Here is a 14,230-nt window from a genome sequence, read left to right on the forward strand (position 1 = left end):
GGTAAAATGAAAGATTGCGAACTTTTGGACAGTCTCAAGTTTAAAAAATAGTATTATGAGGAAATTTCAAAGTTTAAATGGTATAAGAAGGCTCTAAATCTTTTCTACAAATTATTTATTACTACTGCTTATCTAATCTTTTATATACTTTAACAACTATTTAAAGCATTCTGATTTTCTATTCTGTAAAGTATGTAATATTTTAGCCTTTTGAAAAAAGTATATTGTGAGAATCTTAAAAAAAATAAAAGTTAATCCCATAATTATAAAAGAAAAATTACTTCTTTGGGCAGAAAATTTTCGTGAAGTAGCCTACCTAAACAGTAATGACTATCCACAACAATATAGTTCTTATGACTTAATTGTTGCCGTAGATGCTTTTACTTCCCTAAAAACAGACTATTTTAATGCTTTTGATGATTTAAAACAATATCAACAACAAACCAATGATTGGCTATTTGGTTACTTATCTTACGACCTAAAAAATGATATTGAATTACTAAATTCTAAAAATCATGATGAATTAAATTTTTCTGATTTATTTTTTTTTCAACCTAAAAAAATATTTTTCTTAAGAGGAAATGAACTAGAAATTGCTTATTTAAATATGTGCGATGATGAAATTGATTCAGATCTTGAAGAAATATTGCAGAAAAACAAAAAGGAAACCAAAAAATCTGCAATTATAATAGAACAACGTGTTTCAAAAGAGCATTATATAAAAAAAGTGAACCAAATGTTGACTCATATTCATAGAGGTGATCTTTATGAAGCTAACTTTTGTATGGAGTTTTATGCTAAAAACGTTAAAATCATTCCTTCTGAAATTTTTCAAGAATTAAATAAAATTTCAGAAGCTCCTTTTGCTTGTTTTTTAAAAAATCATATCCATTATTTGCTATGTGCTTCTCCTGAGCGTTATATAAAGAAAGAAAATCAAAAAGTTATCAGCCAACCTATTAAAGGAACTTCTAAACGATTTGAAGATCTCATTTTAGATACAAATTCTAAAACTGAATTAGAACAGAATCCAAAAGAACGGTCTGAAAATATTATGATAGTGGATTTAGTCCGAAATGATTTAGCTCAAACAGCTATAAAAGGTTCTGTAGAAGTAGAAGAATTATGTAAAATTTATTCTTTCAAACAAGTACATCAAATGATTTCAACGGTTATTTCTGAAGTAAAAAGCACAACTAATCCTGTTGATATTATAAAAACCACTTTTCCTATGGGAAGTATGACTGGTGCTCCTAAAATCTCGGCTATGCAAATTATAGAGGAATTAGAAGAAACCAAAAGAGGTTTGTATAGTGGAGCCGTAGGCTACTTTACTCCTTCTGGTAATTTTGATTTTAATGTAGTCATTCGCAGCATTTTATACAATTCTAATACTCATTATCTTTCTTTTTCTGTGGGCAGTGCTATTACCGCATTATCTGACCCTGAACAAGAATACGAAGAATGTTTATTAAAGGCTAAAGCCATGCGTGAAGTATTAAGTTAAAAAAATAAATATTATTATAAATCCATCAAAAAATATTTAATTTTCACAATTTTTCTCTAGTATCCTATTTACTTTTATAGTTTGCCATTAAAAAATTAATTATGTCATTCCTATTACTTCTATACTGGTTCCAACGAAGTCTAAACAATATAAGAATAAGGTTTTCTACAAATCTTTTGATTATAAAATGCAGAAATACTCAATGTATAATTTGAACACCTATATTGTATCAAATTAAAAAAAGGGATCTATACTCATAGTTTAGATTTTTTAAATAATTTCAATCTCAATTATTACTAATAAAATTCAATGAACAAAAATGCTGATACAATTACAGAATCACATTAATAAAAACCTTCCCTTCTTAAATGATAAAAAATTACTTCTAGCTGTTAGTGGTGGTATTGACAGCATGATTTTATTAAACTTGTTTTCAAAATTAAACTTACAAATAGCTATTGCACATTGTAATTTTCAATTAAGGGGTGAAGAAAGTAATAAGGACGAAGAATTTGTAAAATTTGAAAGTCAAAAATTAAAAGTTAAAAGTTTTATTAAAATTTTTGAAACGCAAATATATGCGAACGACAATAAACTTTCTATTCAACAAGCAGCACGCGAATTACGCTATAATTGGTTTTATGAATTATTAAACACACAACGATTTGATTATTTGCTAACCGCACATCATTTAGATGATTCGTTAGAAACATTTTTAATCAATTTCACCCGTGGTACAGGTATTGAAGGACTAACAGGAATCCCACAAATCAATGATAAAATTATACGCCCTTTATTAATTTTTTCTCGTGAAGAAATTGAAAAATACGCAGCAGAAAATAATATTCAATGGAGAGAAGATGCAAGCAATGCTTCTGATAAATATTTCAGAAATAAAATTAGACATCACGTAGTTCCTATTCTAAAAGAATTGAATACGAATCTATTAAGTTCTTTTCAAAATACAATTAAAAATTTAAAACAAACTGAGTCTCTTGCAAGTCATTCTATTTATAATAAATTGGAAGAAATAGCAATTAAAAAAGGAGATGACATTTATTTTGATGTTGTAAAATTACAAACTTTACCAAATTATAAAGCCTATTTATATGAATGGCTCAAATCATACGACTTTCATGATTGGGATGCTATTTACGACTTAGTAGAAAATCAATCAGGTAAACAAATATTTTCCGACGACTACCGATTAATAAAAGATAGAAATATTCTTATTCTAACTACAAAACAAACTTTTATTACTTTAGAGTTCTTTATTTCTAACGAAACTAAGTACACTGAAAATCCAATAAAATTGCGTTTTTGTAACTCAGGTTACAATACAATACCTACAAAATCTTCTATTTTTGTAGATAAGGAAACGTTAAAATTTCCTTTAAAACTTAGAAAATGGCAAAAAGGTGATTATTTTTATCCATCTGGAATGAAGGGTAAGAAAAAAATAAGTAAATACTTTAAAGATGAAAAATTTTCATTAGTTGATAAAGAAGATACTTGGCTTTTACTTTCAGACGACAAAATTGTTTGGATTATCAATCATAGAGCTGATAATCGTTTTATTGCCCATTCCGAAACAAAAAACGTATTAAATATAATTTTCACAGAATGAAAAAATTACTAGCCTTTTTATTTTTTTTAAGCTCTTTAGGTGCTTATTCTCAAATACTAAATCCAGTAAGCTGGAAAACAAGTGTCCAAAAAAAATCAGACACTGAGTTTATTATTACTTTCGATGCAAAAATAGAACACGAATGGCATCTATTTTCACAGTTTACACCTAATGGTGGGTCTTTACCTACTATTTTTACTTTTAAAAATGCAAAAGGAAATTACCAATTAGTTGGCAAAACATCTGAAAGTACTTATAAAAAGGTATATAGTGAGGTTTTTGAAGTAGATGAATATTTATTTGAAAACAAAGCACAGTTTAAACAAACAATAAAGCTTATTAATCCTAAAAACACAAATGTAAAAGTATATGTAGAATATCAAGTATGTAAAGAAGCTTGTATACAACAAGACAAAACATTTGATATACAATTACCCCTAACAAACACGGAAGCAGCAAAAGAAAACGTTACAAACACAGAAGTAACACCTACAGACACAACTAATAAGATAATTGCTGTTCCTTTGATCACAAAAGAAAATAAGCCATCATCAGATATTGACACAAACAATAGCTCTACTACAAAAACGGAAGATAACGATAAAAGTCTTTGGACGATCTTTTTATTAGCTTTTCTAGGAGGATTTGCTGCTTTACTGATGCCTTGTATTTTTCCGATGATACCAATGACGGTAAGTTTTTTTACAAAACAAAGCAAAACAAAAGCAGAAGGTATAAGAAATGCCATTCTATACGGATTGTCAATTATTGTTATTTACGTAATCCTTGGTTCTTTAATAACAGGTGTTTTTGGCGCAGAAGCTTTAAACGAATTATCAACAAGCGTTTGGTTTAACTTAATCTTCTTTGGATTACTAATTGTATTTGCTCTTTCTTTTTTAGGCGCGTTTGAAATTGTTTTACCAAGTTCTTGGGCAACAAAGTTAGATTCACAAGCGGATAAGGGAGGAATCCTTGGAATTGCATTCATGGCTCTAGCTCTTGCGGTGGTTTCATTTTCTTGTACAGGACCTATTGTAGGAACATTATTAGTAGAATCTGCTACAAAAGGAGGAATTGCTCCTATCGTTGGAATGTTTGGTTTTTCTTTAGCTATTGCACTTCCCTTTATGCTTTTTGCTATGTTCCCTGGATGGTTAAACACTTTACCAAAATCAGGAGGATGGTTAAACACCGTAAAAGTTTCTTTAGGATTTTTAGAATTGGCTTTTGCTTTTAAATTTTTATCTAATGCGGATTTAGTTTTACAAAAGCATCTATTAGAAAGAGAATTATTCCTAGCTATTTGGATTGGTATTTTTGGTGCTTGGGCTCTGTATTTATTTGGTAAATATATGTTACCTCATGATTACGAAAAAGCTGATAAAATTGGTATTGGAAGACTCATAATGGCTATTATTGTTACCTCATTTACTTTTTATATGATTCCTGGGTTATGGGGAGCTCCTCTTAAAATTTTAAGCGGATTAACACCTCCATTAAATTATGCAGAAAGCACAAATGGTTTAGGTTCTTCTTCCGCTGCTTCAAAATCAGAATTACCTGAACACGCGCATTACGGACCGCATAACATTGTTACTTTTGATGATTACGAAACAGGTTTAGCATACGCAAAAGAAGTTAACAAACCTGTCCTTCTGGATTTCACAGGAGATGCTTGTGCTAATTGTAGAAAAATGGAAGATAATGTATGGTCTAACCCTGAAGTATTATCTATCTTACAAGAAAAAGTTGTTATCATTTCTTTAGTTTGCGACCGAAAAATTGAATTACCAAAAGAGCAACAATATATTTCAAAAGCAACAGGTAAAGAAATCATAACAATTGGTAATAAATGGAGTGATTTCCAAATTACGAGATACAAAAGCAACTCTCAACCCCTTTATGTAGTTTTAGATTCTAACGGAAATGACTTGTCTAAACCTATTGGCTTTTCAGGTATAGATGAATATAAATCTTGGTTAGAAAACGGCATCAATAATTTTAAAAAATAATTATGAATCCCCAATTAATACAAAATCATTTAAAGGAGTATTTAAGTTCACTCCACATTTTAAATGAAGATGAAATTAATTGGGGATCTTCTTTTTTTAAAATCATTATTCTAAAAAAATCTGATTTTTTTATCAAACAAGATGAGCCTTGCTTGCTTTTAGGTTTTATTGCAAAAGGAATGGTCAAAGCTTACTCTGTAGATCATTATGGTAAAGAAAACATTTATTGTTTTGGTATTGAAAACGATTTTGTAACTATTTTAACTAGTTTTCAAAATAAAACACTTTCTACAAAAAACATACAGGCAATAGAAGATAGTTTATTACTTACTATTACCTTAGAAAATTTAAACCTACTTATTAAAAAAAGTACTAATTGGGAAAAAGTTGCACAACATATTATACAAAAAGAGTATTTAGAAAAAGAACGTTTTTTACAACTTTTTCATCATCAATCAGCAAATTTAAAATTTCGAAACCTAATTAAGTTTTATCCTTTTCTTCTTACCCGAGCTAAAACAGAAGATATAGCTTCCTTTATAGGAATTACTACTCGTACATTAAATAGGGCTAAACTACATTTTTATCAAAAAGAATAAGACAAATGTCTTTTTTTACTCATTTTTTCTGTTCTATTTTCGTTTCATATAAATTTTTAAGATTCATTTTTGAATATTTAAACCAAAATATCTTTTTTATATGATAAAAAAAATAGCACCCGAAGTATTTCATATTCCTTTATTACCCCGAAATAGTGTAAACTGTTATATTATAGAGGGAGTATTAGTAGATGCTGGCATAAGAAGTTCTTTTTCTAAAATAAGAAAAGCAACAGAAGAAATCCCTATTTATGCACACGCGTTAACACATGCTCATCCTGATCACCAAGGCGCGTCGCAATTAATTTGTCATACTTTAAACATCCCTTTGTATTGTCATACAAAAGAGGTAGAAAGAGCTGAATCTGGATTGGCAACTAAAGATTATCCTTCACCTAAAAATATAATTTCTTTATTACAACAAAAATTTTGGGCAGGAAAAGGAATAAAAGTAAACAAGGTACTTCGAGAAGGAGACTTTTTGGGTGAATTTAAAGTAATTGAAACGCCTGGACACTCTGATGGACATATTGCTTTTTTTAGAGAAAAAGATGGTGTTTTAATTGCTGGTGATGTAGCTACAAACATGAACCTAATTACAACTCAAAAAGGTTTGTATTTACCTCCTTATCTATTTACTTCTAATCTTAAAGAAAATCTTTATTCTCTACAAAAAATAGCTAAACTCAATCCGCGTATTTTGTGTTTTGGGCATGGCTCTGTTTTTTACAATCAGGATAAAAAATTTGAAAAATTTGTAGCTAAAGAATTTGAAAAACATTTACCTATATAAACTTTTCAGTAAAAATAGTAAGATAATTTTTTATTTTTTTTCTATTGTCTTGCTATTTTTAGCAATTCTTGTGATATTAAATTTTGCTTTAAACCCTGTGGCCAATCCCCATTTATCGCCCATCAAAATTTTAGATTGACTATCTGTAAACAAAAATTCCCCTGTATTAGGAGTAAAAGTTCCTTCGTTTAGAGCTTCAATTTCTATATGATTAATCCCTTCTGTAAGATAAATTATTACTTTCTTTCTAAATCCTTCTAAATACAAATAGTCAGTCACATTTTTGCCGTTTACCCAAACTTGAACCTGATCTCCATCTACCTCTCCGAAATCTCGATAGTTTAAGGTTATGGTTTCTGAATCTATAGTAAAATCTCCAAAATATTGATGTTTTCTAAACTCTTTTGGATCCAAAACACCTTCTTTAATCTGAGGCTTTAGCTTATCATTCATTTTTTCTGCATAAAGCTTTCCTAAGTCTAGATCACTACCTCCTCCTGTCATTTGCATTTCTTTATCTGTTTTAGGTAAATCATATTTTTTAGGAGGTACTCTAAACAATTTAGGCTCAAAAGGTTTATTTAACGAATATTGAGGAGCTATTTCTTGTTGTTCTTTATTTTTATTAGGTTCAGGAATATCTATTCGTGGTATTTTTAACGAAGGCAATCGTTTTCCATCGTTTTGCGCTTGCAACTTGAAACATACAAAAACTACAGTTATAAAAATTTGGTATCGTATCATACGGGTATATCAAAAATCTTTCTTTTTCTTATCTTTTTTAAAAGGTTTATTCTTTTTAAAAAAAGTTTTTAGGGTATACGCTTGGCTTCTTCCCAAAAAACATCCATTTCAGCAAGTGTCATATCCGAAAGGTCTTTGCCTAACACTTTTGCTTTTTGTTCTAAATAGGTAAACCGTTTAATAAATTTTTTATTCGTTCTTTCCAAAGCGTCTTCTGGATTAATTTTTAAAAAACGAGCGTAATTAATCATTGAAAAAATGACATCTCCAAACTCTGCTTCTATTTTATCTTGATTTCCTTTTTTTACTTCTTCTTGTAATTCTTGTAACTCTTCTTGTACTTTATCCCATACTTGATATGATTCTTCCCAATCAAAACCTACTCCTTTTACTTTATCTTGTATCCTACTGGCTTTAACCATAGCAGGCAATGATTTAGGTACTCCTTGTAAAACTGATTTTTTACCTTCTTTGAGTTTTAGTTTTTCCCAATTTTGTTTTACTTCTTCTTCATTATTTACTTCTACATCTGCATAAATATGAGGATGACGATGAATGAGTTTATCAGAAATAGCATTGGCTACATCAGCTATATCAAAATGTTGAGTTTCACTACCTATTTTTGAATAAAAAACAATATGGAGTAATAAATCTCCTAGTTCATTTTTAATTTCATTTATATTATTATCTAATATAGCATCTCCCAACTCATAGGTTTCTTCTATGGTCAGATGACGTAAACTTTCTAATGTTTGCTTTTTATCCCATGGACATTTTTCGCGAAGTTCGTCCATAATGTCCAGTAGACGATTAAAAGCTTGTAGTTGTTCTGAACGTGTATTCATATTGTTTTTTATAAAAAATAATAGGTTTACTAAATAACAAAAAATCCTGCATTTGTTGATCAAATACAGGACTTATATTTTTGTTAAAATTACAACTGATTATTCTTCAGATTTTGCTTTTTTTGTAGCTCTTGGTTTTTTTGGTTTTTCTTCTTTTTCACCAGTTGCTTCTTCTTTTTTAGCTCTAGTTGCTCTCGGCTTTTTTGGTTTTTCTTCTGTTACTTCTTCTGTTTTTGTTTCTTCAGCTAAAACCACTAATCCTTTTGCTTGTAGTATATTATACCAGTTCAAGATTTTTTTTACATCAGAAGGATATACTCTATCTTGATCGTAATCTGGTAAAATTTCTCCAAAATATGCTAATAAAGCAGCTTTATCCTCTTTTAAACGAGGGGCTTCGCCACCATTTTCTTTTTTGGCAATAGCACTCATTACATCTACTAATGGTTTTTCTTCTGAGTAAGTGTATACTGATATTTCAGATAATAGACTTACATTACTTTGCATACCTACTGTTACCTTTTTACCATCAACTAATGATTCTGCTACGAAACCAGTTCTTGTTTGCATTTTTAAAGCATATAAACCTGGCTTTCCTGAAATGGCTAATATTCTTTCTAAATTCATTTTGTTAAATTATTTTTATTGCTCCTCTATAGAAAGAGCAATTATATTACTTTTATTTTATTTTTGCAAAACGCATACGATAATCAGGTCGAGCCTTTCCTTCCATAATGTTTTGTAATTTCTTTTTTATTAAAGTTTTTTTTAAGGTTGAAATTTTATCTGTAAATAAAATACCTTCTATATGATCGTACTCGTGTTGAATTACACGCGCCACTAATCCGTCGTATACTTCTGTTTTCTTTTCAAAATTTTCATCAAAATATTCGATGGTTATCTGTTCATGTCGATATACGTCTTCACGAACATCTGGAATACTTAAGCAACCTTCATTAAAAGCCCACTCTTCTCCTTCTTCTTTTAGTATTTTAGCATTAATAAATGTTTTCTTAAACCCTTTTAATAATGTTGCTTCTTCTTTTGATAAGTCTTCTGTATCACTAAATGGTTCTGTATCTACAATAAATAAACGGATGGCTAAACCTACCTGTGGAGCTGCTAGTCCTACACCGTGTGCTTTGTACATGGTTTCGTACATATTAGCAATTACTTCTTTCAAATTAGGATAATCCTTTGAAATATTTTCACCTACTTTTCGTAACACAGGATCTCCGTAACCTACAATTGGATATATCATTCTTCTATTTTTTCAAAATAAATTCGGGTATGCAAAAGTACGAATACTTTTACACATTTAATTTTAAAACTTCATTTGTTTTTTGACGAATTTCTTTTGTCATTTGAGGATTTTTATTCAGCTCTTGACCATAAGAAGGAATCATCTCTTTTAGTTTGGCTTGCCAAGCATCGCTTTTAATTTTTTGAGGAAAACATTTTTCGAGTAATTCAATCATGATTGAGGTAGCTGTTGATGCTCCTGGAGAAGCTCCTAGTAATACAGATAATGATCCATCGGCAGCAGCTACAACTTCTGTTCCGAATTCTAAAACTCCGTTTCCGTTTTTATCTTTTTTTATAACCTGAACTCGCTGTCCTGCTGTTTCTAATACCCAGTCTTCTTTTTTTGCAGAAGGAACATATTCTTTTAGGGCTTTCATTCTATCATTCGTAGATTGAAATACTTGCTCTATTAGATATTTTGTTAAAGGTATATTTTTAATTCCTGCTTGTAACATAGGTTTTATATTATCCATTTCTATAGATGAGATCAAATCGAAATAGGATCCATTTTTCAGGAATTTTGTTGAAAAACCTGCATAAGGTCCAAACAGTAATTCTTTTTTTCCGTTTATTACACGTGTATCTATATGGGGTACAGACATAGGTGGTGCGCCCACTGAGGCTTTTCCATACACTTTTACGTCATGTTTTTTGATTACTTCTTCGTTGGTACATCTTAACCATTGTCCGCTTACTGGAAATCCACCATATCCATATCCTTCAGGAATATTAGCTTTCTCTAATAGTAACAATGAGCCTCCCCCTGCTCCTATGAATACAAATGGTGTATAGATTTTTTTCTTTTCACCAGTGGTAAGATCCGTTATTTTTAGACGCCATTTACCATCTTCTTTTTTTCGTAGTTTCTTAACTTCATGATTAAAATGCAAACTTACTCCATCTAAGCTTTCTAAGTATTTAAAAAGACTTCTTGTTAACGCGCCAAAATTAACATCTGTACCGTATTTCATTGTTGTACATGCAATATCAGTATTAGATTTTCGTCCTTCCATTACTAATGGAGCCCATTTTTTTATAACTTCTGGATCTTCTGAGTATTCCATTTCTTTAAACAACTCGTGTTTTTGTAAGGCTTCAAAACGTTTACGTAAGTATAGAACATTTTCTTTTCCCCATACAAAACTCAAATGTGGAACAGATTTAATAAAAGACTCTGGATTGGCAAGCAATCCTTTTTCAACTAAATAAGCCCATAACTGACGAGATACTTCAAAAGCTTCTGATATTTTGACTGCTTTTTTTACTTCTATTGTTCCGTCTTGTTGTTCTGGGGTATAATTAAGTTCGCAAAATGCCGCATGTCCTGTTCCTGCATTATTCCACGCATCAGAACTTTCGGCTGCTGCCACATCTAAGCGTTCAAAAATTTGAATCTTAATACCTGGTTCTAATTGTTTTAATAACAAACCTAAGGTAGCGCTCATTATTCCAGCGCCAATTAACACTACATCTGTTTCTTGATTTTGAGTTGTTGCTGCCATTCTAGTAAATTGTGATGCAAAGATACATCGTAAAAGTATTATTTTTTTACAATTTTTTAGGTAACGAATTAATTCTACAAAAATTGTAAAGAATGTTAAATCATTTTTCTAGTTAAATAATCTTTGAGCATAATTGTTGCTGAAATTTCATCTATCAACGCTTTATTTTGACGTTGCTTTTTTTTGAGTCCACTATCAATCATAGTCTGAAAAGCCATTTTAGATGTAAAACGTTCATCTACTCGGACTATTTTTATTTCTGGAAATTGCTTAGAAAATTTTTGAACGAAAGTTTCCACAAATGGAGCACTTTCTGAGGGTTGTCCATTCATTTGTTTAGGATCACCTATTAAAACTTTTTCTACTTTTTCCTTTTGGAAATAGTTTTTCAAAAAATCTAAAACTTCTGAAGAAGCTACCGTAGTAAGCCCTGAAGCTATAATCTGAAAATCATCCGTTACAGCAATACCTGTACGTTTTACGCCATAATCTATCGCTAAAATTCTTGACATGAATTAAAAATTTCAACAAAAATAGCTAAAACTTTGATTTTAGCTTTGCTTCAAATCATTTATCTTTGCTCAAAATAAAAATCACATGCAAAATTTACAGAATATAATAGAAAAAGCTTGGGAAGATAGGTCTTTATTACAGGAAGAAGCTACACAAAAAGCTATTAGAGAAGTCATAAATTTACTTGATGCAGGAACATTAAGAGTAGCAGAACCTATTTCTGATGGATGGCAAGTAAATGAATGGGTAAAAAAAGCGGTTGTAATGTTTTTCCCTATTCAAAAAATGGAAACTTTTGAGGTAGGTATTTTTGAGTACCATGATAAAATGCCTTTAAAAAAGAATTATGCTGAAAAAGGAATTCGAGTGGTTCCAAACGCCGTAGCGAGACACGGAGCGTATATTTCATCAGGTGTAATTATGATGCCTTCTTATGTAAACATAGGAGCTTATGTAGATGCGGGCACAATGGTAGACACATGGGCTACAGTAGGAAGTTGTGCTCAAATAGGAAAGGATGTTCACCTTAGTGGTGGTGTAGGTATTGGAGGGGTTTTAGAACCACTACAAGCTGCTCCTGTGATTATTGAAGATGGTGCTTTTATTGGCTCTCGTTGTATTGTTGTGGAAGGAGTTAGAGTAGAAAAAGAAGCTGTTTTAGGAGCTAATGTTTGTCTTACTGCCTCTACTAAAATCATAGATGTAACGGGGTCAGAACCTGTAGAATACAAAGGCGTTGTTCCTGCTAGAAGTGTGGTTATACCTGGTAGCTATGCTAAAAAGTTTGAAGCTGGAGAATATCAAGTTCCTTGCGCATTAATAATTGGAAAACGTAAAGCTTCTACTGATTTAAAAACATCTTTAAACGATGCTTTAAGAGAATACAATGTAGCTGTATAACCTCAATTAATAGCATAAACATTTAAATAAATGAAAATAGGATACGAAGCTAAACGCGTATTTCATAATAAAACAGGTTTAGGAAATTATAGCAGGGATTGCGTTAGAATCCTTGCTACTTTTTTTTCAGAAAATCAGTATTTTTTGTACAATCCCAAAAAAGCAAGTACTGTTTTATTCCCTTTTAATAAAAGTAATGTAGAAGAAAAACTTCCTTTTTCTAGCTTTTATAAGAAGTTTTACAATATATGGAGGCAATTTGGAATTTTATCTGATCTTAAAAGAGATGAAATAGCGTTATTTCATGGTCTTTCGGGAGAACTCCCTAGCGGTCTTCAAAAAAATGGGATTAAAAGTATTGTAACAATACATGACTTAATTTTTGTACGGTATCCTGAGTTATATTCTTTTTTTGATCGAAAAATTCATTTTTATAAATTCAAAAAAGCTGCTCAAGAAGCTGATCTTGTTATTGCTATAAGCAAGCAGACTAAAGAAGATATTGTTCATTTTCTAAAAATTCCTGAATCTAAAATTAAAGTTGTTTATCAGGGGTGTCAAGATGTATTTAAGATGATTTATGCTACTGAATTACAAGAAGAAGTTTTAAAAAAATTTAATTTACCGAAACAATTTGTATTAAATGTAGGAACTCTAGAAACTCGAAAAAATGCACTCAATATAGTAAAAGCGATAAGAGATATAGACACTCATTTAGTCCTTATAGGTAAAGAAACTCCTTACACGAAAGAAATTCATCAATATATAAATAAGCATCAAATTCAACACAAAGTAAGCTTTTTAAAAAATGTAAGCAATGAAGAACTAGCTATTATTTACCAGTTGGCAAGTGTTTTTGTATACCCTTCTATTTTTGAAGGATTTGGCATTCCTATTATAGAAGCTCTTTTTTCGAAAACCCCTGTTATTACTACTCATTCGGGTGTTTTTCCTGAAGCTGGTGGTCCAAATAGTTTATATATCAACCCGAATAATCCAGAAGAAATAAAAGAAAAAATTGAATGGGTACTCAATAATCCTCATGAGGCTGAAATCATTTTTAAAAAAGGTTTTGAATATGCTCAGCAATTTTCTGACGAGGTAATTGCAAATAATTTAATGGATTGTTATCTCTCTTTATTTTGATATAAATCATACAATTTTGCATATTTTAAAAAACTTCCAAAGGCTGAAAACATACTCCACACAAACCCTTCGTAACCATTTAATATGTTACGATGTATAAAATATACTCTAATAAATTCGAAGGGAAATTTGATGAAAGGCTTCAATAATGAAGCCTTTTTTTCTTTTTCAAAAAAGAGTTCACCGCTCAACAAAGAATATTTGATTTGTTTTTGTATGGCAGTAGAAATATCAAAGACTGTATAATGTAACATTTCATTTGATAAGACTCCTGTTTTGCCTTCTACTTTTATGGTTTCATGGACTTTATCTGGTGTAAAACTTCCTACTGTTTTATCAAATAGTCTCAAAATTGGTTTTTTATTTTCATTTCCATATTGAAAGACTTTATTTAAAAAAACATGTGTTCTTGGTATTAAAAATCCGCTTTTAGTGCTTTGTTCTAAATCTAATTTTTGAATTTCATTTATTAACTCATCTGAAAGAACCTCATCAGCATCTAAGGACAACACCCATTTATTAGTTGTTTGTTGAAGTGCAAATTGTTTTTGTTGTCCAAAATTTTCAAATTTATTATAAATTATTTTAGCTCCATATTGTTCACAAATGGCAACAGTTTGATCAGAACTTCCTGAATCTACAATTAGTATTTCATTAGCCCAGTATAACTTTTCTAAACATTTAGCTATTATATTTTCTTCGTTAAAAGTTATAATAAAGACAGATATTTTCAT

Annotated in this window: 14 protein-coding genes; 7 read left to right on the top strand and 7 right to left on the bottom strand. The window is 30.2% G+C overall.

The window, feature by feature from the left end; genetic code table 11:
* Positions 1-226 precede the first annotated feature (226 nt).
* The 5 genes from ACUXZJ_RS14090 to ACUXZJ_RS14110 all read left to right on the top strand — a co-directional run bounded on the left by ACUXZJ_RS14090 (position 227) and on the right by ACUXZJ_RS14110 (position 6,541).
* On the top strand, positions 227-1,507 hold the full coding sequence (locus tag ACUXZJ_RS14090) for an anthranilate synthase component I family protein (RefSeq protein ID WP_060382593.1): 1,281 nt from the start codon (positions 227-229) through the stop codon (positions 1,505-1,507).
* 319 nt (positions 1,508-1,826) lie between these two features.
* Positions 1,827-3,134, top strand: a complete 1,308-nt coding sequence (tilS, locus tag ACUXZJ_RS14095) for a tRNA lysidine(34) synthetase TilS (RefSeq protein WP_060382594.1) — start codon at positions 1,827-1,829, stop codon at positions 3,132-3,134.
* A complete protein-coding gene (locus ACUXZJ_RS14100) occupies positions 3,131-5,149 on the top strand; it encodes a protein-disulfide reductase DsbD family protein (protein WP_063743032.1) in 2,019 nt (672 codons plus the stop codon). The genes tilS and ACUXZJ_RS14100 overlap by 4 nt, the downstream gene beginning before the upstream one ends.
* Before the next feature lie 2 nt (positions 5,150-5,151).
* Positions 5,152-5,748, top strand: coding sequence for a Crp/Fnr family transcriptional regulator (locus ACUXZJ_RS14105; protein WP_060382596.1), 597 nt, complete (start codon positions 5,152-5,154; stop codon positions 5,746-5,748).
* A gap of 100 nt (positions 5,749-5,848) precedes the next feature.
* Positions 5,849-6,541, top strand: a complete 693-nt coding sequence (locus tag ACUXZJ_RS14110; RefSeq protein ID WP_060382597.1) for an MBL fold metallo-hydrolase — start codon at positions 5,849-5,851, stop codon at positions 6,539-6,541.
* Between the two features lie 30 nt (positions 6,542-6,571).
* On the opposite strand, the gene ACUXZJ_RS14115 is transcribed toward ACUXZJ_RS14110, so the two are convergent.
* From ACUXZJ_RS14115 to ruvX, 6 genes are all read right to left on the bottom strand, one after another.
* On the bottom strand, positions 6,572-7,285 hold the full coding sequence (locus ACUXZJ_RS14115) for a hypothetical protein (protein WP_145902548.1): 714 nt from the start codon (positions 7,283-7,285) through the stop codon (positions 6,572-6,574).
* A gap of 68 nt (positions 7,286-7,353) precedes the next feature.
* On the bottom strand, positions 7,354-8,130 hold the full coding sequence (gene mazG / locus ACUXZJ_RS14120; protein ID WP_060382599.1) for a nucleoside triphosphate pyrophosphohydrolase: 777 nt from the start codon (positions 8,128-8,130) through the stop codon (positions 7,354-7,356).
* Positions 8,131-8,229: 99 nt separating this feature from the next.
* Positions 8,230-8,757 carry a DUF5606 family protein gene (locus ACUXZJ_RS14125; protein WP_063743033.1) on the bottom strand — a complete coding sequence of 176 codons (528 nt, stop codon included), beginning with the start codon at positions 8,755-8,757 and terminating at the stop codon, positions 8,230-8,232.
* A gap of 52 nt (positions 8,758-8,809) precedes the next feature.
* Positions 8,810-9,391, bottom strand: coding sequence for a peptide deformylase (gene def / locus ACUXZJ_RS14130; RefSeq protein WP_060382601.1), 582 nt, complete (start codon positions 9,389-9,391; stop codon positions 8,810-8,812).
* A gap of 49 nt (positions 9,392-9,440) precedes the next feature.
* Complete coding sequence (locus ACUXZJ_RS14135; protein WP_081078407.1) at positions 9,441-10,976, bottom strand: malate:quinone oxidoreductase; 1,536 nt, start codon at positions 10,974-10,976, stop codon at positions 9,441-9,443.
* Between the two features lie 56 nt (positions 10,977-11,032).
* A complete protein-coding gene (ruvX, locus tag ACUXZJ_RS14140) occupies positions 11,033-11,449 on the bottom strand; it encodes a Holliday junction resolvase RuvX (protein ID WP_060382603.1) in 417 nt (138 codons plus the stop codon).
* Positions 11,450-11,534: 85 nt separating this feature from the next.
* Between ruvX and ACUXZJ_RS14145 the strand changes: the two genes are divergently transcribed.
* Together ACUXZJ_RS14145 and ACUXZJ_RS14150 are read left to right on the top strand one after the other, a co-directional pair.
* The gene (locus ACUXZJ_RS14145) at positions 11,535-12,350 is read left to right on the top strand and encodes a 2,3,4,5-tetrahydropyridine-2,6-dicarboxylate N-succinyltransferase (RefSeq protein WP_060382604.1); all 816 of its coding nucleotides are present in this window, start codon (positions 11,535-11,537) and stop codon (positions 12,348-12,350) included.
* Between the two features lie 30 nt (positions 12,351-12,380).
* On the top strand, positions 12,381-13,496 hold the full coding sequence (locus ACUXZJ_RS14150) for a glycosyltransferase family 4 protein (protein WP_063743034.1): 1,116 nt from the start codon (positions 12,381-12,383) through the stop codon (positions 13,494-13,496).
* Here ACUXZJ_RS14150 and ACUXZJ_RS14155 read toward each other — a convergent pair.
* On the bottom strand, positions 13,478-14,230 hold the full coding sequence (locus ACUXZJ_RS14155) for a glycosyltransferase family 2 protein (protein ID WP_060382606.1): 753 nt from the start codon (positions 14,228-14,230) through the stop codon (positions 13,478-13,480). The two genes, ACUXZJ_RS14150 and ACUXZJ_RS14155, sit on opposite strands and share 19 nt — an antisense overlap.

Source organism: Flavobacterium sp. TN-1 (genome assembly GCF_052828645.1).

Coding starts and splice junctions, on each gene's coding strand:
- tilS (WP_060382594.1), top strand. CDS start 1,827: ATGCTGATACAATTACAGAATCACATTAATAAAAACCTTCCCTTCTTA.
- ACUXZJ_RS14100 (WP_063743032.1), top strand. CDS start 3,131: ATGAAAAAATTACTAGCCTTTTTATTTTTTTTAAGCTCTTTAGGTGCT.
- ACUXZJ_RS14105 (WP_060382596.1), top strand. CDS start 5,152: ATGAATCCCCAATTAATACAAAATCATTTAAAGGAGTATTTAAGTTCA.
- ACUXZJ_RS14110 (WP_060382597.1), top strand. CDS start 5,849: ATGATAAAAAAAATAGCACCCGAAGTATTTCATATTCCTTTATTACCC.
- ACUXZJ_RS14115 (WP_145902548.1), bottom strand. CDS start 7,285: ATGATACGATACCAAATTTTTATAACTGTAGTTTTTGTATGTTTCAAG.
- mazG (WP_060382599.1), bottom strand. CDS start 8,130: ATGAATACACGTTCAGAACAACTACAAGCTTTTAATCGTCTACTGGAC.
- ACUXZJ_RS14125 (WP_063743033.1), bottom strand. CDS start 8,757: ATGAATTTAGAAAGAATATTAGCCATTTCAGGAAAGCCAGGTTTATAT.
- def (WP_060382601.1), bottom strand. CDS start 9,391: ATGATATATCCAATTGTAGGTTACGGAGATCCTGTGTTACGAAAAGTA.
- ruvX (WP_060382603.1), bottom strand. CDS start 11,449: ATGTCAAGAATTTTAGCGATAGATTATGGCGTAAAACGTACAGGTATT.
- ACUXZJ_RS14145 (WP_060382604.1), top strand. CDS start 11,535: ATGCAAAATTTACAGAATATAATAGAAAAAGCTTGGGAAGATAGGTCT.
- ACUXZJ_RS14150 (WP_063743034.1), top strand. CDS start 12,381: ATGAAAATAGGATACGAAGCTAAACGCGTATTTCATAATAAAACAGGT.
- ACUXZJ_RS14155 (WP_060382606.1), bottom strand. CDS start 14,230: ATGAAAATATCTGTCTTTATTATAACTTTTAACGAAGAAAATATAATA.